General features: G+C 73.8%; 16 protein-coding genes. 9 read left to right on the plus strand and 7 right to left on the minus strand.

Annotated features, from left to right (window positions below):
• Positions 1-107 precede the first annotated feature (107 nt).
• Positions 108-3248, plus strand: a complete 3141-nt coding sequence (locus tag KKR89_RS04545) for an efflux RND transporter permease subunit (RefSeq protein WP_208198057.1) — start codon at positions 108-110, stop codon at positions 3246-3248.
• 75 nt (positions 3249-3323) lie between these two features.
• Here KKR89_RS04545 and KKR89_RS04550 read toward each other — a convergent pair whose 3' ends face one another.
• Together KKR89_RS04550 and KKR89_RS04555 are read right to left on the minus strand one after the other, a co-directional pair.
• Entirely contained in the window at positions 3324-4184 is an 861-nt protein-coding gene (locus tag KKR89_RS04550) for an ABC transporter permease (RefSeq protein WP_208198058.1), read from the minus strand.
• A complete protein-coding gene (locus KKR89_RS04555; RefSeq protein WP_208198059.1) occupies positions 4181-5131 on the minus strand; it encodes an ABC transporter ATP-binding protein in 951 nt (316 codons plus the stop codon). Before KKR89_RS04555 ends, KKR89_RS04550 begins: the two co-directional genes overlap by 4 nt.
• A gap of 244 nt (positions 5132-5375) precedes the next feature.
• On the opposite strand from KKR89_RS04555, the gene KKR89_RS04560 reads away from it, so the two are divergent.
• The 5 genes from KKR89_RS04560 (at position 5376) to KKR89_RS04580 (ending at position 10380) form a co-directional block, all read left to right on the plus strand.
• Positions 5376-6206, plus strand: a complete 831-nt coding sequence (locus tag KKR89_RS04560) for a Bax inhibitor-1/YccA family protein (RefSeq protein WP_208198060.1) — start codon at positions 5376-5378, stop codon at positions 6204-6206.
• 94 nt (positions 6207-6300) lie between these two features.
• Entirely contained in the window at positions 6301-7707 is a 1407-nt protein-coding gene (locus KKR89_RS04565) for a cystathionine beta-synthase (protein ID WP_208198061.1), read from the plus strand.
• 90 nt (positions 7708-7797) lie between these two features.
• Positions 7798-8796 (plus strand): acetylxylan esterase, encoded by a 999-nt coding sequence (locus KKR89_RS04570; protein WP_208198062.1) that lies wholly within the window; start codon positions 7798-7800, stop codon positions 8794-8796.
• 81 nt (positions 8797-8877) lie between these two features.
• On the plus strand, positions 8878-9282 hold the full coding sequence (locus KKR89_RS04575) for an FKBP-type peptidyl-prolyl cis-trans isomerase (RefSeq protein WP_208198063.1): 405 nt from the start codon (positions 8878-8880) through the stop codon (positions 9280-9282).
• A 156-nt stretch (positions 9283-9438) separates the two neighbouring features.
• A complete protein-coding gene (locus tag KKR89_RS04580) occupies positions 9439-10380 on the plus strand; it encodes a transglutaminase-like domain-containing protein (RefSeq protein ID WP_208198064.1) in 942 nt (313 codons plus the stop codon).
• Between the two features lie 21 nt (positions 10381-10401).
• On the opposite strand, the gene KKR89_RS04585 is transcribed toward KKR89_RS04580, so the two are convergent.
• The 5 genes from KKR89_RS04585 to msrA all read right to left on the minus strand — a co-directional run bounded on the left by KKR89_RS04585 (position 10402) and on the right by msrA (position 16118).
• On the minus strand, positions 10402-11670 hold the full coding sequence (locus KKR89_RS04585; protein ID WP_208198065.1) for an FAD-binding protein: 1269 nt from the start codon (positions 11668-11670) through the stop codon (positions 10402-10404).
• A gap of 22 nt (positions 11671-11692) precedes the next feature.
• Positions 11693-12436: a CPBP family intramembrane glutamic endopeptidase gene (locus tag KKR89_RS04590; RefSeq protein WP_243883528.1), complete on the minus strand. Its 744-nt coding sequence runs from the start codon at positions 12434-12436 to the stop codon at positions 11693-11695.
• A 186-nt stretch (positions 12437-12622) separates the two neighbouring features.
• Positions 12623-13669: a DUF2776 family protein gene (locus tag KKR89_RS04595; RefSeq protein WP_208198066.1), complete on the minus strand. Its 1047-nt coding sequence runs from the start codon at positions 13667-13669 to the stop codon at positions 12623-12625.
• Positions 13670-13745: 76 nt separating this feature from the next.
• The gene (locus KKR89_RS04600) at positions 13746-15305 is read right to left on the minus strand and encodes an ATP-dependent DNA ligase (protein WP_208198067.1); all 1560 of its coding nucleotides are present in this window, start codon (positions 15303-15305) and stop codon (positions 13746-13748) included.
• A 135-nt stretch (positions 15306-15440) separates the two neighbouring features.
• Positions 15441-16118, minus strand: a complete 678-nt coding sequence (gene msrA, locus KKR89_RS04605; protein WP_208198068.1) for a peptide-methionine (S)-S-oxide reductase MsrA — start codon at positions 16116-16118, stop codon at positions 15441-15443.
• Positions 16119-16235: 117 nt separating this feature from the next.
• On the opposite strand from msrA, the gene KKR89_RS04610 reads away from it, so the two are divergent.
• From KKR89_RS04610 to ilvA, 3 genes are read left to right on the plus strand one after another with little or no spacing between them, the layout of a single operon-like run.
• Positions 16236-17471: a cystathionine gamma-synthase gene (locus KKR89_RS04610; protein ID WP_208198069.1), complete on the plus strand. Its 1236-nt coding sequence runs from the start codon at positions 16236-16238 to the stop codon at positions 17469-17471.
• Positions 17468-18739, plus strand: coding sequence for an AI-2E family transporter (locus KKR89_RS04615; protein WP_372438597.1), 1272 nt, complete (start codon positions 17468-17470; stop codon positions 18737-18739). Before KKR89_RS04610 ends, KKR89_RS04615 begins: the two co-directional genes overlap by 4 nt.
• Positions 18736-19944 carry a threonine ammonia-lyase gene (gene ilvA / locus KKR89_RS04620; protein ID WP_208198070.1) on the plus strand — a complete coding sequence of 403 codons (1209 nt, stop codon included), beginning with the start codon at positions 18736-18738 and terminating at the stop codon, positions 19942-19944. Before KKR89_RS04615 ends, ilvA begins: the two co-directional genes overlap by 4 nt.
• Positions 19945-20018 lie beyond the last annotated feature (74 nt).

Genomic DNA, 20018 nt, shown 5'->3' on the forward strand with positions numbered 1-20018 from the left:
GACGACCGTTGACGCTACGGGTGCCCTTGCCCGCGCGGCTGTCCGCTCCGTCGTCGCCGCGAACCGCTCGTCCCACCGCCGCGCAGTCGCGGCCACCCGGAGGACCCGTGTCACGCCTCGCCCGGCTCTCGCTGGCCAACCGCTCCGTCGTCGCGCTCGTGACGGTCGCGATCGCGGTCTTCGGCTGGTTCAGCCTCGGCTCCCTCAAGCAGGAGCTCATCCCGTCGCTGCAGATCCCCACGGCGGTCGTCGTCGCGGTCGACCCGGGGTCCTCGCCGGAGCTCGTCGAGCAGCAGCTCACCGAACCCATCGAGCAGGCGGTCTCCGCCGTCGCGGACGTCGAGTCCGTGACCTCCACGTCCGCCACGTCGGTCTCGACGACGACGGTCGAGCTGACCTACGGCGTGGACGTCGACGCGCGGGCCCAGGACATCCAGCAGGCCGTCGACCGCATCCGCTCCGCGCTGCCCGAGGGCGTCGACCCGATGGTCGTGACCGGGTCCATCGACGACCTGCCCGTCGTGCAGCTCGCGGTCGCCGGGACCCCCGACGACGTGCGCGAGGGCGAGGACCCGCAGGCCGCGCTGGCCCGGGTCGTCGAGGACGTCGTGGTGCCGCGCCTGGAGCAGGTCGACGGCGTGCGGGAGGTCGCCGTCACGGGCGTGGCCGAGCAGGCGGTCACGATCACGCTCGACCTGCCTGCCCTCACCGCGGCCGGCCTGTCTCCGGCGGCGGTGCAGACGATCCTGCAGGACAACGGGGTCGTGCTGCCCACCGGCACGGTCGACGAGGGCGACCTCACCCTGTCCGTCCAGGCGGGCTCGCCGATCACCTCGGTCGACGACCTGCGTGCGCTCCCGCTGCTCGGCTCCGCGACCGGCCAGGCCGTCACGCTGGGTGACGTCGCGGAGGTCGTCGTCGCACCGGTGCCCGCGTCCAGCCTGTCGCGCCTGGACGGCGAGCCGGCCCTGGCCGTCTCCCTCACCAAGACGCCCGCCGGCAACACCGTCGACGTGTCGCACGGCGCGCAGGACGCGGTGGACGAGCTGCGCGAGCAGCTCGGCGGCGACGTCGACGTCGCCGTGGTGTTCGACCAGGCGCCGTTCATCGAGGAGTCCATCGAGGGCCTGGCCACCGAGGGCGGCCTCGGCCTGCTGTTCGCGGTCGTCGTCATCCTGCTGTTCCTGGGCTCGATCCGCTCGACCCTCGTCTCGGCCATCTCGATCCCGCTGTCGCTGCTGGTGACGTTCATCGGCCTGCAGGTCGCCGGGTACTCGCTCAACATCCTCACGCTCGGCGCGATGACCATCGCGATCGGCCGCGTCGTCGACGACTCGATCGTCGTCATCGAGAACATCAAGCGGCACCTGTCGTACGGCGAGGGCAAGCGCGACGCGATCGTCACCGCGGTGCGCGAGGTGGCGGGCGCGATCACCGCCTCGACCATCGCGACCGCTGCGGTGTTCGTGCCCATCGGCCTGGTCGGTGGGATGGTCGGCGAGCTGTTCCGGCCGTTCGCCTTCACCACCGCGATCGCGCTGGTCGCCTCGCTGCTCGTGTCGCTGACGATCGTGCCCGTCCTGGCGTACTGGTTCGTCAAGGCGGACGCGGTCGAGGGGGCCGGTGCGGACGACGTGCGCGCCGCGGCGGAGGCCAAGGAGCGTCGTTCCTGGATGCAGCGGTCGTACCTGGCCACGCTGCGCGGCGCGATCGCGCACCCCGTGGTCACGATGCTCGCGGCCGTCGTCGTCTTCGCCGGGACGCTCGGCCTGGCCACGCGCCTGGAGACCAACTTCCTGGGCGACGCCGGCCAGGACACCCTCACCGTCACCGAGACGTTCCCGCCGGCCACCTCGCTCGAGGCGCAGGACGCCGCGGCGCAGGAGATCGAGGAGGTCCTGCAGGGCGTCGAGGGCGTGCAGACCGTGCAGACCACGGTCGGCTCGGCCGGCGGCATCGAGGCCGTGTTCGGCAGCGGGGGAGCGCCGCGCGCGTCCTTCGCGCTGACGCTCACCTCCGACTCCGACAACACAGCGGTCGCCGACGACGTGCGCGAGGCCGTCGCCGACCTGTCGGGCAGCGACGGGCACGGCGACGTCGTGGTGGCCGGCGCCGACGCCGCGTTCGGGTCGTCGACCGTCGACGTCGTGGTGCAGGCCGACGACTCCGAGGAGCTGGAGCGGCTCGCCGCGCAGGTGCGCGACGTCGTCGCCGGGGTCGAGGGCACCACGGACGTCACCAACGACCTGTCCGCGGACCAGCCGACCGTGCGCGTCACGGTCGACCGCGAGGCCGCGGCAGCCGCCGGGCTGACCGAGACCGCGGTCGTCGGCACGGTCGCCGGTCTCATGAGCCCGCAGCCGATCGGCACGGTCGACCTCGGCGCCGGGCCTGTGGACGTCACCGTCGTGACGGTCCCCGCACCGGCGAGCGTGGCCGAGGTCGAGCAGCTCGTGCTGCCCACGGCCACCGGCATCGTCCCGCTGACGTCCGTCGCGAGCGTCGAGGAGGTCGAGGTGCCGGTCTCCACGACCCGCATCGACGGCAAGCGCGCGGCGACGATCTCGGCCACGCCGGCCGACCAGGACCTCGGCGGGCTCACGGAGCGGATGCGGACCGCGTTGGAGGACGTCGACGTGCCGGCCGGTGCGAGCGTCGAGATCGGCGGCGTCGCGGCGGACCAGGAGGACGCGTTCGCGGACCTCGGGCTCGCGCTGCTCGTCGCACTCGCGATCGTCTACGTCGTGATGGTCGCGACGTTCCGGTCGCTGCTGCAGCCGCTGATCCTCATGGTGTCGGTGCCGTTCGCGGCGACCGGCGCCCTGCTCGGCCTGCTGCTCACCGGGACGCCGCTGGGCGTGCCCGCGCTGATCGGCGTGCTGATGCTCATCGGGGTCGTCGTGACGAACGCGATCGTGCTGGTCGACCTGGTCAACCAGTACCGCGAGCGCGGCCGCGGGATCGACGACGCCGTGACCGAGGGGTCGCGCAAGCGGCTGCGGCCCATCCTCATGACGGCCGCCGCGACGATCTTCGCGCTCGTGCCCATGGCGTTCGGGCTCACCGGCGGTGGGGTGTTCATCTCGCAGCCGCTGGCGATCGTCGTCATCGGCGGCCTGTTCACCTCGACGCTGCTGACCCTGGTGCTCGTGCCGGTGCTCTACACGCTGGTCGAGCGGCGCCGGGAGCGTGGCGCCGCACGGCGTGCGGAGCGTCGGGCGACGTCGACCACCGCCGACGCGGGGTAGCCGCCAACCGCACGCACGACGACGGCCCACCACCGTCCCCCTCCGGGACGGTGGTGGGCCGCGTCTGCGCGAGAGTCAGACGTCGCGCGTGCGCAGCCGCACGACGGCGGCGGCGAGGATGGCGACGACCCAGCCGACGAGCACCGCGTACCCGGCCCACGGGGACAGGTCGACGGCCTGCGTCGCCATCTGGTTCGTCAGCTCGAGGAACTCCTGGGGCGTCGCGACGCGGGCCCCCGCCGACGACGGCAGGAACGGCCGGACGTACTCGAGCGGCTTCCACGAGATGAGGTTGAGCACGCTCTCGACGACGAGCACGAAGCCGATGACCGTCGCGATGGTCGCCGCCGTGTTGCGCATGAGGGCGCCGAGCGCGTAGCCGAGCAGTGCGACCGTCGTGATGTAGAGCGGTGTGCCGAGCACGATCCGCAGCATCTCGGGGTCGGACCAGTCGGGCCGCATCTCGGGCACGATGGCGCCCGCCAGCGCCAGGGACAGGGCTGTGCCGACGGCGGCCGTCACGAAGGCCACCAGCGCGACGACCGCACCCTTGGCCCACAGCACGGGCAGCCGGGACGGGACGGCGGTGAACGTGGAGCGGACCTGCCCCGTGCCGTACTCGCCGGTCACCGTCAGCGCGGCGAGCACGACCAGGACGAGGGAGCCGAAGATCTGCCCGGGGGCGAGGACCGTGTAGACGGTCGTCGCGCTGCCGGGTGCGTCCGACAGGTCGCCGAAGCTCGCGGCGCCCGCGGCCATCGCCCAGGCGAGCAGCACCAGCACGGCGACGGTGAGGCCGACCGTCCAGAGCGTCGAGCGCAGGCTCCAGAGCTTGATCCACTCGGAGCGCAGCACGTGCCACGCCGACAGGCGTGCCGTGCTCGCGGGCGCGGAGTGCTGGGCGTGCGAGGTGCGGGGAGTGGTCGCGGTGCTCATCGCTGCGCCTCCGGCTCGGTCGTGGGGGCGGTGGGTGCGGCGTCGATGCCGGAGTGGTACTCGACCGCGTCGGCCGTCAGGCTCATGTACGCCTGCTCGAGCGAGCCGCTGACGGGCGTGAGCTCGTGCAGGACGTACCGCGACGCGGCGGCGAGCTCACCGATCTCGGCTGCGGACGGCCCGCGCACCTCGATCAGGCCGGGCTCGATCGCGTCGATGGTCGTGCGCGGTCCGGAGAGGGCCGCGGCGAGCTCGGTCGCGTGGGGGCTGCGGACGCGCACGGTCGTGCTCGTCGCGCGGGAGATGACCTCGTCGACGGGGCCCTGAGCGACGATCCGGCCGCGGCCGATCACGAGCAGGTCGTCGGCGGTCACCGCGACCTCGCTCATGAGGTGGGAGGACAGGAACACCGTGCGCCCGTCGCCCGCGAGGTGCTTGGCCAGCCCGCGCACCCACGCCACGCCCTCGGGGTCCAGGCCGTTGACGGGCTCGTCGAGGATCAGCGTGTGCGGGTCGCCGAGCAGCGCCGCGGCGATGCCCAGGCGCTGGCCCATGCCGAGCGAGAAGCCCTTGACGCGCTTGGACGCGACCGCGCCGAGCCCGGCCATCTCGATGACCTGGTCGACGCGCTTGTCGCCGATCCCGTGCGTCGCGGCGAGCGCCCGCAGGTGCTGACGCGCCGACCGCCCGGGGTGGACGGCCTTGGCCTCGAGCAGCGCGCCCACCTCCGTCAGCGGCGAGCGCAGCCTCGCGTACGGCCGGCCCTGCACCGTCACGGTGCCGGCCGTCGGGTGGTCGAGCCCGACGATCATGCGCATGGTCGTCGACTTGCCCGCGCCGTTGGGCCCGAGGAAGCCGGTCACACGTCCGGGTCGCACGGTGAAGTCGATCCCGTCGACGGCGGTCTTGCTGCCGTACCTCTTGGTCAGTCCGTGCGCCTCGATCATCGGGTCCCCTGGTTTCGCGTGGTGGTGCGCGTCGCTGTGCTCACAGACGACGACGCTATTCCTGCCGCGCCCGCCGCGGCACCCTCCCGCGACCGATCCGGGTGCCCGGGCCCTCATCCGCAAGGACGACGTCGCCGGCAGCAGGATCCGGGGGCTCCCGGACGGGGAACGTCCTGGCCACCCGCTACGTTGTTCCTGTCGTCGACAGAAACATCCCCGGCCGGCTACGACCAGAGGTGCCCGCATGACCAACCCCGTCTTCAACAACAGTCCCGTCTTCGGTGACCCGCGCCAGCAGCGCCGCGGCGGTCAGCAGACCGTCGTCCAGGGCCCCGCGTGGGGCACGCCCGGTGCGCAGGCGGCCGACGCCGCGACGCTCGAGCAGATGTACGACGCGCCCCCCGCCACCCCGCGCGAGACGGGCCGCCTGACCTACGACGACGTCATCGTCAAGACCGGCGGGCTGCTCGCGCTGCTCGTGGTCGTGGCAGCGGCGACGTGGATGATCGCGCCCGGCCTGTGGATCGTCGGCGCGATCGTCGGCCTGGTCCTGGGCCTGGTCAACGCGTTCAAGAAGGAACCGAGCCCGGTCCTCATCACGCTGTACACGGTGGCCCAGGGCGTGTTCCTCGGCGGCATCAGCGCGTTCTACGAGTCGGCCTTCGACGGCATCGTCGGGCAGGCCGTGCTCGCCACGCTCTCGGTGTTCGCCGTCTCGCTGGTGCTGTTCCGCTCCGGCAAGGTCCGGGTCACGCCCAAGTTCCAGCGTGCGGTCCTCATCGGCATGGCCGGGTACCTCGTGTACTCGCTCGTCAACGTCGGGCTCATGCTGTTCGGCGTCGGCGGCGGGGACTACGGGCCGCTGCGGTCCGGCCCGCTCGGCATCGTGATCGGCCTCGTGGCCGTGGGTCTCGCCGCGGCGAGCCTCATCATGGACTTCGACTCCATCAAGCGCGGCGTCGAGCAGGGCGCGCCCGCCAAGTTCGCGTGGGCGGCGGCCTTCGGCCTCATCGTCACGCTCGTGTGGCTCTACCTCGAGCTGCTGCGTCTCCTCGCGATCCTGCGCGGCGACTGACCAGCACCGCAGCCTCACGAGAGCCCCGTCGACCTCGGTCGGCGGGGCTCTCGCACGTCCGGGGCGGGTGACGGCGGGATGAGAGGATCGGCGCGTGAAGTACGCCCAGCACATCTCCGAGCTCGTCGGCGGCACCCCGCTCGTCCGGCTCACGTCCGTCACCGCCGGCCTGACCGCCACCGTCCTGGCGAAGGTGGAGTACCTCAACCCCGGCGGGTCCGTGAAGGACCGCATCGCCCTGCGGATGATCGAGGCCGCGGAGGCGTCGGGCGAGCTGCAGCCGGGCGGCACGATCGTCGAGCCCACGTCCGGCAACACCGGCGTCGGCCTGGCGCTCGTCGCGCAGCGCAAGGGCTACCGCTGCATCTTCGTGTGCCCGGACAAGGTCAGCCAGGACAAGCGCGACGTGCTGCGCGCGTACGGCGCCGAGGTCGTCGTGACGCCGACCGCGGTGCCCCCCGACCACCCGGACTCCTACTACTCGGTGTCCGACCGCATCACGCGCGAGACGCCGGGCGCCTGGAAGCCCAACCAGTACGCCAACGTCAACGGCCCGGCCAGCCACTACGCGAGCACGGGCCCGGAGATCTGGGCGGACACCGACGGGCGCATCACCCACCTCGTCACGGGCGTCGGCACGGGCGGCACCATCACCGGCACCGGGCGCTACCTGCACGACGCGTCGGCGGACCGCCCCGCGGCGGACGGCGGCCGCGTGGTCGTCGTCGGCGCGGACCCGGCGGGCTCCGTGTACTCCGGGGGTGACGGCCGGCCGTACCTCGTCGAGGGCGTCGGCGAGGACTTCTGGCCGACCGCCTACGACCCGGCGGTCCCGGACGAGATCCTCGCGGTGTCCGACGCGGACTCGTTCGCCATGACGCGCCGCCTGGCGCGCGAGGAGGGTCTGCTCGTCGGCGGGTCGTGCGGCATGGCGGTCGAGGCGACGCTGCGGCACGCCCGCGCGTTGCAGGACGCCGACCCCGACGCCGCCGCCCGCGCGGTGTACGTCGTGATCCTCCCCGACGGCGGACGCGGCTACCTGTCGAAGATCTTCAACGACTCCTGGATGCGGTCGTACGGGTTCCTCGCCGCCGGCGAGGGCGCGTCCGTGGGCGACGTGCTCCGGACCAAGTCGGGCGACCTGCCGGCGCTCGTGCACACGCACCCCACCGAGACGGTCCGCGACGCGATCGAGATCCTGCGCGAGTACGGCGTCTCGCAGATGCCGGTCGTGGGTGCCGAGCCGCCCGTCATGATCGGCGAGGTCGCCGGGTCCGTGAGCGAGCGCGAGCTGCTCGACGCGGTCTTCTCCGGCGCCGCGTCGCTCGCCGACCGCGTCGACGCGCACATGGCCGCACCGCTGCCGCTCATCGGCGTCGGGGAGCCCGTCGAGGCCGCGCGGGCGACGCTCGAGAAGTCGGACGCGCTCATGGTCGTCGACGACGGGCGCCCCGTGGGCGTCCTGACGCGCCACGACCTGCTGGGCTTCCTGGCCCGCTGACGCGCGGGCCGCTCCGGTCCGGCGGGAAGCGTCCGCGCGCGGGTTAGCATCGGCCGACCCCTGGGCCGTACCCGCAAAGGACCAACCGCGATGGCGCTGTTCGACCTGCCCCTGCCCGAGCTCGAGCGCTACCTGCCGGAGCTCGACGAACCCACCGACTTCGACGAGTTCTGGGCCGCCACGCTCGCCGAGACGCGCGCGTTCGACCTCGACGTGCGTCGTGAGCCGTACGACGCGGGGCTGACGCTGGTCGACGTCGAGGACGTGACGTTCGCCGGGTTCGGCGGGCACCCGATCAAGGCGTGGGTCACGCGGCCCGCGGGGTCGGCCACGGACGGGTCCTCGCTGCCGGCCGTCGTGGAGTTCAACGGCTACGGCGGTGGCCGCGGGCGCCCGCACGAGCGCCTCGCGTGGGCCGCGGCCGGGTACGTGCACCTGCTGATGGACACGCGCGGCCAGGGTTCGGGGTGGGGCAGCGGCGGCGCGACGCCGGACCCGGTCGGGTCGGGGCCGCAGGTGCCGGGCTTCCTGACCCGCGGGATCCTCGACCCCGCCGAGCACTACTACACGCGGGTGTACACCGACGGCGTCCGCGCGGTCGAAGCCGTGCGGACCCTGCCCGGGGTCGACCCGGCGCGCGTCACGGTGACCGGCGGCAGCCAGGGCGGCGGCATGACGCTCGCGGTCGCAGGGCTGTCCGACGGCCTCGCGGCGGCGATGGCCGACGTGCCGTTCCTGTGCCACATCCAGCGCGCGATCGCCGTCACCGACGCGAGCCCGTACCGCGAGCTCGTGACGTACCTGTCGGTGCACCGCGACCAGAAGGCCGCCGTGATGCGGACCCTGTCGTACCTCGACGGTGTGCACCTCGCCCGCCGCGCGACGGCGCCGACGCTGTTCTCGGTGGCGCTGCGCGACCCGATCTGCCCGCCGTCCACCGTGTTCGCGGCGTACAACTACTACGGCACGCTCGCGGGCTCCCGCCCGGAGCGTGCCATCGAGGTGTACGAGTTCAACGAGCACGAGGGCGGCGGCGCCTTCCAGCTCGACGCCCAGCTGCGCTGGCTCGCGGGGGTCCTCGGCCGCTGACCCCGCCGACGCCCGTGCGGCAGGGCCGTGGTCGGCAGGGCAGGATGGTCGGGCACTGTCATCCACCGAAGGAGAACCGCCATGGCCGCAGCGCTGCCCGAGGTCTCGGGCGCACCCGGCACCAAGCCCACCCTCACGTTCCCGGAGGGCGCGCCGTCCGACGAGCTCGAGGTCGTCGTGCTCAGCCGCGGCGACGGCGCACTCGTCGAGGCCGGGCAGGACATCGAGGTGCACTACCTGGGTCAGGCCTGGCAGGGAGGCGTCTTCGACAACTCCTTCGACCGTGGCTCCTCGATCAGCTTCCCCATCGGGGTCGGCGCCGTCATCGCGGGCTGGGACGAGGGCCTCGTCGGCCAGCAGGTCGGCTCGCGCGTGCTGCTCTCCATCCCGTCGCACCTCGGCTACGGCGACCGCGGCGTGCCGCAGGCCGGCATCAAGGGTGGCGACACGCTCGTGTTCGTGGTGGACATCGTCGGCGTGAGCTGACCACGCCCCACCGTGCGCCGCCGGTCGCCCCGACGAGGGCGCCGGCGGCGCTCGCACGTCGGGGACCCGCCGGTTCCCGCCGCCCCGATGAGTCCGGCACCCGCGAGGTGTCCACCTCCACGGGAGTCCGACGCGGGCCCCGGGACGGAGGCGGTGATGCCGGACAGCGTGCAGGACGCGACGGGCAGCCCAGCCGTGTGGGCGCGGCACTCGCCCTACAGCGACCCCGGTCGGCACGCGGCGGTGCTCGCCGCGCTGGGTACCGACCCGGCCGACGTGCACGCCGCGGCGACGGGTGTGATCGCGCACTATCGGGCTGAGGCGGACACGCTCGACGCCGACCGGCTGTCAACCGTCGACCTACGGTGGTTGGACGCGATCCTCACGGCCGGCTTCGCGCTGTCACCCGCCCCGCTCACGGGCCGCCCCGCCGGCGCCCGTCTCGCGGGGTGCTGCCGGGACCACACGCTTCTCGGCGTGGGTCTGCTGCGGGAGCACGGCATCCCCGCGCGGTCCCGCATCGGGTTCGCGCGGTACTTCACCCCGGGCTTCGCGCACGACCACGTGGTCGTCGAGCGCTGGGACGGACGCCGCTGGGTGCGCGCGGACCCCGAGCTCGACGCGGCGTTCGGTGCCGCACCCCCGGCCGGGGAGCCGTTCGACCCGTTCGACCTGCCGACAGGGCTCGACGCGCCGTTCGCGACCGCCGCGGAGCTGTGGCTCGCGCACCGGCGCGACGGGCTGGACCTCGGTGCGTACGGGGTCGCGCGAGAGCTGCCCGACCTGTGCGGACCGGACTTCGTGCGCGGGAACGTGCTGCTGGAGCTCGCGCACCGCCGCCGCGACGAGCTGCTGCTGTGGGACGTGTGGGGCGCCGAGCTGCACGAGGCGCCCGAGGACGTCGCCGCACTCGCGGACGAGATCGCCGACCTGCTGATCCGCGCGGACGGCGGCGACCTCGAGGCCGAGGCCGCGCTCGCGCGCCGATACGCCGACGACCCGCGCCTGCACCCCGGGGACCGGGTGCGCACGCTGTCACCGCTCGGGCGCGAGGGCTGGACGGACCTGCGGACGAGGGTCACCGCCTGGGACGCCTGAGCCGTGCCGCCGGGCGGGCCGTCAGGCGCGCAGCCCGTGGCGGACCAGGAAGTCGTTCGCGAAGACGCCCTCGGGATCGCGGCGGGCCAGCAGCGCCACCTGGTCGTCCCACCGCGGGTACAGACCGCGCAGCGCGCGGTCCTCGTCGGCGAACAGCTTGCCCCAGTGCGGGCGCGCGCCGAACGGCGCGAGCGCCTCCTCGATCACCGGCAGCGCGGCGTCGACCTCGGCCCGCAGCGGCTTCCACGTGAAGTGCAGCGCCACGCGGTCGCCGCCGTGCGCGGTCGACAGCCACAGGTCGTCACCGGCGATCGTGCGGATCTCGCTCACCAGGAGCAGCGGCGACGTGACGTGCGCGATGCGGCGCAGGGCCTCGATGGCCGCGACGGCGTGCTCGCGCGGGACGAGCCACTCGGACTGCAGCTCGGCGCCTGCGGACGGCGTGAAGTCGAGCCGGAAGTGCGGCAGCCGCTCGTGCCACGGCCCCGGCACGCCGCCCTGCTGGGTGCAGGCCACGGGGTCCGGGCCGGGGACGGGGTGCACCGGCCCGGGCGCGGGCCGTGCGCCCTGCAGGACGTCACCGGCCTGCGGCAGCGTCCACGCGTCGCCGTCGACGCGGTGCTTGCGCCACACCTGGCCCACGGCGTCCCCGGTCCAGTCGGTGAACAGGCTGACCGAGTACGCCGACGACATCAGCGCGTCGAAGCGCTCGAGCGCCGTGCGCCACGGGAGGTCGAGCCAGACCTCCTGCGCGACGTCGTACGTCGGCTGGATCGCGAGCGTCACACGCGTCACGACGCCCAGGCTCCCCAGCGCGACGACCGAGCCGGCCAGCTCCGGGTCCTCCGGGCCCAGCGTGCGCACCTCACCGCCCGCACCGACGATCTCCAGCCCCCGCACCGCGGCAGACAGGTTGGGTGCCGTGACGCCCGAGCCGTGCGTGGCCGTCGCGACGGTCCCGGCGACCGCGATGTGCGGCAGCGACGCCATGGTGTGCAGGGCCCACCCCGCCGCGTGCAGGTCCTGCGCGAGCTCGCCGTAGCGGACACCCGCACCCACGGTGACGGTGCCCGCGTCGGGGTCGATCACGGTCGGGACGTCGAGCCGGTCCAGGACGACGAGCGTCCCCGGACCGTCCGCGAGGTCGTGGAACGAGTGCCGTGAGCCGAGCGCCCGCACGTGCCGGGCGCCCGCGACGAGCTCTGCGACCTGCTCGACCGTCTCCGGGTGCACGACCGGTCCGCCGCGGAACGTGTGGCTGCCGGCCCAGGTGGTCAGGGCGTCGGTCATCGGGGTCCTCCTCGGTGAGTCGTCAGCGCGCGGGCGCGGTGACGAAGATGTCGAACAGCTCGGGGGTGTGCGCGTGCACGAGCACCATGAACACCACCGCGTCGAAGAGCAGGTGCACGACCAGCACGTAGGTCAGCGACTTGGTCAGGTTGAACGTGAACCCCTGGATGAGGGCGAACGGGATCGTCAGCAGCGGGCCCCACTCGCGGTAGCCGAGCTCCCAGAGGAACGAGACGAACACCAGGGCCTGCAGCACGTTGGCCGTCCAGAGGCCGAAGTGCCGGCGCAGCAGCGCGAACACGGTGCAGACGAAGAACAGCTCGTCCCACGTGCCGACGGCGTTGACGCCGACGAACAGCCGCGCGATCTCCTGGCCCTCCACGACCGTCGGCCAGTTCTGGTACGCGCCGGAGGACAGGAAGTAGTACGGCAGCACGAGGTAGCCGGCGCCGACGACGAACAGCAGGTACGCCCACTGCGTGCGCGTCCACCGCCGGCCCGTGCGCCAAGGGAACCGGATGACATGGTCGCCGTTGACGTGCCGCGACAGCACGTACGGGACGATCACCGCCAGCGACAGCGCGATGGTGAACTGCACCATCCCGAGGTCCGACAGGTCGGCGGCCAGGGGGATCGTGCTGACGATGCTCATGCCTGCGGCGACGATCAGCAGGTCGCGGCCCAGGACGCGGTCGACGGCCCAGGCCAGGGCCACGCCGACGACGAGCGGCACGTACGCGAGCGGACGCACGTGGATCGCGAACATGAGCACGGCCGACCCGCAGACCAGGGCCGCGGCCACGTACCGCCACCACGTGCTCACCAGGGGGCGCGGCTGCGTGTCGTCCACGCGTGTCGGCAGGGCTCCGGCTGTCTCGTCCACCCGGACACCCTGCCTCACGGGGCCCGGCCGTGCAGTGCGGTGGCCTCCGGCGCGCCGCGCGGGGCGCTCCTACGACTTCGACGTGCCGGCCTCGAGGATCGACACGATCGAGAACAGCGTGAAGCAGACCGCGCCGAGGCCGACCAGGACGTGCGCCCCCACGAAGAAGCCGGGCTGCCGCGTCGTCGCCTCGAAGAGGAACGCAGCGAGGAACAGGCAGGTCAGCGCGGTCCCCACCGGGATGATCGGGATGCGGTTGGCGAGCGGGAACCTGCGTCGCCACACGAGCGCGAGCAGCACGACCTTCGACAGGATGCTGAAGCAGACCAGACCCAGCCCGATCAGCACGGTGCCGGGGGCCAGGCGGGCCGGGTCGTCCGAGGCGACCAGGACGCCGACGCCGACGCCGACGTTGATCGTCCCCATCGCCACGACCCACCAGGTCCAGCGGAACCGCTCGGCGTCACCGAACTCGTTGCGGACCTGCCGCACGATGCTGGCGACCAGGGCGACGAGCGCCGCGCAGATCAGCGAGAGCCCCGTCAGGACGTGCGCGGCGACGAGACCCGGTGTGTCACCCCGCGCGTAGAGGGTCGCGGCGATCACGAGGCCCGTCACGGCGAGCACGACCGGCACCGCGACGAGCACCGCGCCGACCCGACGCGAGTACGCACCGTCGGGCGGGCCGCTGTCCGGCGGGCGTGCACCGTTCGCCGCGATGAGCACGAACTTCGTCGACGCCACGGCCACGGTGCTCACGCAGGCCGCGATGAAGCCGATCCCGATCAGGACGTGCCCTGCCACGACGTGCTGCGGCTCGTCGCCCTCGAGCGTGATCGTGGCGCCCCAGACGACGGTGCCGGCGGCGACCGCGTAACCGAGCGCCGGCAGCACGATCTCCCAGACCTCGCCGTAGCGGTCGACGAGCTGCCGGATGATCGTCGCGGCCGTCGTGAACAGCGCGATGCAGATCGCGGTGAGCGCGATGTTCACGTGGCCGGCGACGAAGTGCGCGGCGTCGTCGCCGCCGGACAGGATGTCGAGCCCGAACATGAGGCAGACGAGTCCCATGACCAGCGGGATCGCGCGGAACAGGATGCTGATGGACCGGTTCATTGCGTCCCCCCGACAGCCGAGCCGATTTCCCCACGGTAGGCCCGGGCACCGGGTTCGGCGCGGCGGTGGTCGCGGGCTACCCGAGCAGGGCCCGCACGGTGTCGATGGTGTCCGCCTCGGTGGCCGGCTTGTCGTCCCGGTAGCGCAGCACGCGGGCGAAGCGCAGGGCGAGGCCACCGGGGTAGCGGGTCGAGCGCTGCAGCCCGTCGAAGGCGATCTCCACGACCTGCTCGGGGCGCACCGTGACGGTCCACCCGTCGTCGGCGACCTCCAGCTCCCGGAAGCGCTGCGTCTGCCACGCGAGCATCTCGTCGGTCATGCCCTTGAACGTCTTGCCGAGCATGACGAACCCGCCGTCCGGGTCGCGCGCGCCCAGGTGGATGTTCGACAGCAGCCCGGACCGTCGTCCCGACCCGCGCTCGACGGCCAGCACGACGAGGTCGAGCGTGTGGCGCGGCTTCACCTTCACCCACGCCGCCCCGCGCCGGCCCGCCTCGTACGGCGCGTCGACCGCCTTGACGACCACACCCTCCTGGCCGGCGGCGACGACGGACCGGAAGTGCTCGGCCGCGACGGCGGGGTCGGACGTGACGACGCGCTCCACGACGTGCCCAGCGGCCACCTGGTCGAGCACCGCGAGCCGCTCGCGCAGCGGTGCGTCGAGCAGGTCGCGGCCGTCGGCGTGCAGGACGTCGAAGAAGAACGGGGTGAGCGTCGCGGTCGCCGCGAGCTCGGCGTCACGCGTGGCGCTGCGGGACGCGGTCTCCTGGAAGGGGCGCGGCCGGCCCTCGGCGTCGAGCGCCAGCGCCTCGCCGTCCAGGACGAGCGTGCGCGCCGGCAGCGCTCGCACGGCGGCGACGATCTCGGGCACGCGCGCGGTGACGTCGTCGAGGCTGCGCGTGTACACGCGGACGTCGTCGCCGTCGCGGTGCACCTGGATGCGGATGCCGTCGAGCTTGGTGTCGACGACGACCTGCGCGGCAGGGGCGTTGTCGGTGCCCGCCGACAGCTGTGCCACCGCCGTGGCGACGTCGGGCGCCGACTGCGCGAGCATGGGCCGCACCGGGCGGCCGACCGTCAGTGTGAATTGGTCGAGGGCCGCCCGCGCGTCGTCGGGCGAGGCGGCGCCGAGCGCTGCCACCGCGACCGCCTCGGTCTCACCCGCCAGCATCGCGGCCCGGCGGACGGAGTCGGCCGGCACGCCCGCGGCCTCGCCGACCGCGTCGAGCAGCAGCGCGTCCAGGGCGCCCTGCCGCAGCTCCCCGCTCACCAGCCCGCCGAGCAGCCGCTGCTCCCGCTCGGTGGCCGCGGCGAAGAGCGTCCGCGCCGCCTCCAGGCGCGCGGTCGACGAGCCCGGACCGCTGAGCCCCGCCACGTGCGCGAACGCCGCGTCGACGTCACGCACCGTCAACGAGGGCGTGTCCGCGGGGTCGGGCATGCCGCTCAGCGACCGCCACCCCAGGCCGGTCCGCCGCTGGCGCAGCTCCCCACCCAGGTACCGCGACACGATCGCGACGACGTCCGGCCCGTCCGCCGCCGCTCGTCGCAGCACGTCGACCAGCACCGCCCGCTTGGCGAGGCGCGACCGGGTCGCCGCGACCTGCGCGGACGCGTCCGCGACGTCGTCGAAGAGCATGGGGCTCATCCTGACCCGACCCACCGACACGCGCGCGCGCAGCTGCCCGTCGTCGGACGGCGGGGTCGACCGGATCGCTCTCTCACCACCTGGGGGGTGACCGCCTGGGTGGTGAGAGAGCAGTCCAGGTGCGGGTCAGGCCGAGGGGAGGGGGCAGGCGACGCCCGTCGAGTTCACCGGGCAGTAGCCGCCCGGGTTCTTGTGCAGGTACTGCTGGTGCGGGCCCTCGGCGTAGTAGAACGCGCCCGCGTCCTGCACCGCGCGGATCTCGGTCGTCACGTCGCCGTACCCGCGGGACTTGAGCACCGGGGCGTACGCGTCGCGCGTCTGGCGTGCCGCGGCCTCCTGCTCGGGCGTCGTGAAGAACACCGCGGAGCGGTACTGGGTACCCACGTCGTTGCCCTGGCGGAAGCCCTGCGTGGGGTCGTGCTCCTCCCAGAAGTGCCGCATGAGGTCGACGTCGGACAGCACGGCCGGGTCGTACGCGACCATCACCGTCTCGGTGTGGCCGGTGCGACCGGTGCACGTCTCCTCGTACGTCGGGAAGGGCGTGAACCCGCCCATGTACCCGACGGCTGTCGTGACGACGCCCGGCAGCTGCCACGCCTCCTTCTCCGCGCCCCAGAAGCACCCCGACGCCAGGTACAGCACGCGGGTGCCCTCGGGCCACGGTCCCTGCAGCGGCGTGCCCAGCACCGCGTGCGTCTGCGGCACGGCGTACGCGTACCCGTCCCGGCCCTTCAGCGCGTGCTCCGCGTCCACCATGGTGGTGCGCAGCGACGTGCCCAGCAGCGTCTCGAACAACGAGGCCATGACCATCTCCTTGGGAATCGGCTCCACGACGTGCAACAGGCGCCGCGCGGATGGTGTTCCGGCACGCGGCGCGCGCCCTCCCGCGCTGCTCGTGCGTCCACCGCCTAGCCTGGGTGCGTGACCCACGACCCGCTCGCGCAGACCCACGACTGGACCGACTCCGGCTTCTCGACCCGCGCCATCCATGCAGGTCAGGACCCCGACCCCCGCACGGGCGCCGTGGTGACGCCCATCCACCAGGTCTCGACGTACAAGCAGGACGGCGTGGGCGGCCTGCGGGACGGGTACGAGTACTCCCGCTCGGGCAACCCCACGCGCGACGCGCTGCAGGAGGCGCTGGCCGCCGTCGAGGGCGGGGCCGCCGCCTTCGCGTTCGCGTCGGGCCTGGCGGCGGAGGACACGCTGCTGCGCGCGGTGCTCCGCCCCGGGGACCACATGATCGTCCCGGACGACGCGTACGGCGGCACGTACCGCCTGGTCGCGCGGGTCCTGGGGCCGTGGGGGATCGACCACACGCCCGTGCACCTGTCCGACCCCGACGCGGTGCTCGCCGCGATCCAGCCGGGCCGCACCAAGGTGATCTGGGTCGAGACGCCGACCAACCCGCTGCTGGGGATCGCGGACATCGCCGCGATCGCGACGCACGCCCGGTCCGCCGGCGCGGTGCTGGTCGTCGACAACACCTTCGCGTCGCCGTACCTGCAGCAGCCCATCGCGCTGGGCGCCGACGCCGTCGTGCACTCGACCACCAAGTACATCGGCGGTCACTCGGACGTGGTCGGCGGTGCCGTCGTCGTCGCGGACGGTGCGCAGCTGCCTGCCGGTCTCGAGGGGCCGACGGGCACGACGGCGCTGGGAGACGCGGTCGGCTTCCTGCAGAACGCGTCCGGCGCCGTCGCGGGCCCGTTCGACGCCTGGCTCACGCTGCGCGGCCTCAAGACGCTCGCCGTCCGGATGGACCGCCACAACGCGAACGCCGAGGCGGTCGCCCGCTTCCTCGTCGAGCACCCCGGGGTCCGGGAGGTCCTGTGGCCGGGCCTGCCCGAGCACCCGGGCCACGAGGTCGCGGCCCGTCAGATGCGCGGCTTCGGCGGGATGGTCGCGTTCCGCACGGGCTCGGCCGAGTCCGCGGTCGCGGTCTGCGGCGCGACGCGCGTGTTCACGCTCGCCGAGTCGCTCGGCGGTGTCGAGTCGCTCGTCGAGCACCCCGGCCGCATGACCCACGGGTCCGTCGCCGGGACGGCGCTCGAGGTCCCCGACGACCTCGTGCGGCTGTCCGTGGGGATCGAGGACGTCGAGGACCTGCTCGCCGACCTCGAGCAGGCGCTCGCCGCCGCGGGACTGAGCCGGTGACCACCCCGGACGTGCCGGGCCCGACCGTCCCCGGCGGCGCGGCCGTCACGCCGCGCCCGCACCCCGTCCCCGCATCCGTGCGCGCCTGGGCCGGCTGGTCGTGGCGGACCCTGGTGATCCTCGCCGCGCTCGCGGCGGGGCTCTGGCTCGTCGCCGCCCTCAAGGTGATCGTGGTGCCCGTCGCGGTCGCGCTGCTGGTCACCGTGCTGCTGTCACCGGTCGTCGCGGCGCTCCAGAGGTACGCGCGCCTGCCGCGAGCGGCCGCGGCCGGCACAGCGCTCGTCCTGCTCCTCGCCCTGGTCGCGGGACTGCTCACGCTCGCCGGGCGGTCGATCGCCAACGGCATCACCGCGCTGTGGGAGCAGGCGCGGGACGGTTTCACCCAGCTGCTGCGCTGGCTGTCCGACGGTCCGCTGCAGCTCGCCACGGACGACCTCGACCGCTACGTGCAGCAGCTGCAGGACACCGTCGCCTCGAGCGGGCAGCAGATCGCGTCCGGGGCGCTGTCCGTGGGCGTGACGGTGGGCCACGTCGCCGCCGGGGTCCTGATCGCGCTGTTCTGCACGCTGTTCTTCCTCATCGACGGGCGCAGGATCTGGGCGTGGGTCGTCGGGCTCATGCCCCGCGGGTCGCGCGAGCGGGTCCACCAGGCGGGGCGGCGCGGCTGGGTCACGCTGGGCGCGTACACGCGCACGCAGATCCTCGTGGCGGGCGTCGACGCGGTCGGCATCGGCATCGGAGCGGCGTTCCTGCAGCTGCCGCTCGTCGTCCCGCTCGCGGTGCTCGTCTTCTTCGGCTCGTTCATCCCCTTCGTGGGCGCCATCGTCACCGGCTCCATCGCGGTGCTCGTCGCGCTCGTCACGCAGGGCTGGGGCTCCGCGCTGATCATGCTGGGCGTCGTGCTGCTCGTGCAGCAGCTCGAGGGTCACGTGCTGCAGCCGTTCCTCATGGGTCACGCCGTGTCGCTGCACCCGGTGGCCGTCCTGCTCGTCGTGACGACGGGATCGCTGGTCGCCGGCATCGTCGGCGCCCTGTTCGCGGTGCCGCTCGCCGCGCTCGTCAACACCGTCGTGCTGTACCTGCACGGCCACGACAAGTTCCCCCAGCTGGGGACCGACGACCACGTGTCCATCCGCGCCAAGGGGCACCCCGTGCTCGACCGCGCCGTGGCGGCCGCGGCGGAGGCCGAGTCCGAGGCGCGTGCGGCGCGCGCCGAGCCCGACGCGGCGCGCGGCACCACACCGGGCGACTCACCCGTGGCCCCGTGATCGGACCCCAGGACGTCCGGGCGGCCGCCGCCCTCATCGAGGGCGTCGCCGAGCGCACGCCGGTGCAGCGCAGCCGCGCCCTCTCGCAGCTGGTGGGCGCCGACGTCTGGCTCAAGTGCGAGAACCTGCAGCGCGCGGGGTCGTTCAAGATCCGCGGCGCGTACACGCGCATGGTGCGTCTCACGGAGGCGGAGAAGGCGCACGGCGTCGTCGCGGCCAGCGCCGGCAACCACGCGCAGGGCGTGGCGCTGGCCGCCGGGCTCCTCGGGCTCGACGCCGTCATCTTCATGCCCGTCGACGCCGCGCTGCCCAAGGTCGCGGCGACGCGCGGGTACGGCGCACGCGTCGAGCTCGTCGGCACGTCCGTCGACGAGGCGCTCGTGGCCGCGCGTGCGCACGCGGACCGCACGGGCTCCGTCCTCATCCACCCGTTCGACCACCCGGACGTCGGCGCGGGCCAGGGCACGGTCGCCCTCGAGGTGCTCGAGCAGGTCCCCGACGTCGGGACGATCGTCGTGCCCGTGGGTGGCGGCGGGCTGGCGGCGGGCATCGCGGCCGCGCTGGCCGACCGGCCGGACGTGCGCGTCGTCGGCGTGCAGGCCGCGCGCGCCGCGTCCTACCCCGTGTCGCTCGCCGCCGGGCGGCCGGTCCCCGCGACCGAGCTGCGGACCATGGCCGACGGCATCGCGGTGGGCATGCCCGGCGCCGTGCCGTTCGAGGTGCTGGCGAGGCACCAGGTGCCGGTGCGGACCGTCTCCGAGGAGGACCTGTCGCGCGCGCTGCTGCTCGTCGCCGAGCGCGCGAAGCTCGTGGTCGAGCCGTCGGGCGCCGCCGCGGTCGCCGCGGTCATGGCCGACCCCACGGGGATCGCGGACGACGGGCGGCCCGTCGTGTGCGTGCTGTCGGGCGGCAACGTGGACCCGATCGTGCTGCTGCGGGTGATCCGCCACGGCCTGGCCTCGGCCGGGCGCTACCTGCAGCTCCACGTCGTCGTCGAGGACACGCCCGGAGCGCTGGCGGAGCTCCTGCGCGAGGTCGCGGCGATGGGCGGCAACGTCATGCACGTCAGCCACCTGCGCACGGGCGGCGACCTGGGGTTCAGCGACGTCGCGATCGACCTGCAGATCGAGACCAAGGGTCCCGAGCACTGCGGCACGGTCCTGACGGGCCTGCGCGCAGCGGGCTACCGCCTCAGCAGCTCCTGAGACGCCGAGTGCGGGGGAACCGGCCCGAGCGCGGGGTGGTCCCCCCGCCCTCGGGCAGCTTCCCCCGCACTCGG

The organism is Cellulomonas dongxiuzhuiae (assembly GCF_018623035.1).
Taxonomy (GTDB): Bacteria; Actinomycetota; Actinomycetes; order Actinomycetales; family Cellulomonadaceae; genus Cellulomonas; species Cellulomonas dongxiuzhuiae.

Coding starts and splice junctions, on each gene's coding strand:
- KKR89_RS04550 (WP_208198058.1), bottom strand. CDS start 4,184: ATGAGCACCGCGACCACTCCCCGCACCTCGCACGCCCAGCACTCCGCG.
- KKR89_RS04555 (WP_208198059.1), bottom strand. CDS start 5,131: ATGATCGAGGCGCACGGACTGACCAAGAGGTACGGCAGCAAGACCGCC.
- KKR89_RS04560 (WP_208198060.1), top strand. CDS start 5,376: ATGACCAACCCCGTCTTCAACAACAGTCCCGTCTTCGGTGACCCGCGC.
- KKR89_RS04570 (WP_208198062.1), top strand. CDS start 7,798: ATGGCGCTGTTCGACCTGCCCCTGCCCGAGCTCGAGCGCTACCTGCCG.
- KKR89_RS04575 (WP_208198063.1), top strand. CDS start 8,878: ATGGCCGCAGCGCTGCCCGAGGTCTCGGGCGCACCCGGCACCAAGCCC.
- KKR89_RS04580 (WP_208198064.1), top strand. CDS start 9,439: ATGCCGGACAGCGTGCAGGACGCGACGGGCAGCCCAGCCGTGTGGGCG.
- KKR89_RS04585 (WP_208198065.1), bottom strand. CDS start 11,670: ATGACCGACGCCCTGACCACCTGGGCCGGCAGCCACACGTTCCGCGGC.
- KKR89_RS04590 (WP_243883528.1), bottom strand. CDS start 12,436: ATGTTCGCGATCCACGTGCGTCCGCTCGCGTACGTGCCGCTCGTCGTC.
- KKR89_RS04595 (WP_208198066.1), bottom strand. CDS start 13,669: ATGAACCGGTCCATCAGCATCCTGTTCCGCGCGATCCCGCTGGTCATG.
- KKR89_RS04600 (WP_208198067.1), bottom strand. CDS start 15,305: ATGCTCTTCGACGACGTCGCGGACGCGTCCGCGCAGGTCGCGGCGACC.
- msrA (WP_208198068.1), bottom strand. CDS start 16,118: ATGGCCTCGTTGTTCGAGACGCTGCTGGGCACGTCGCTGCGCACCACC.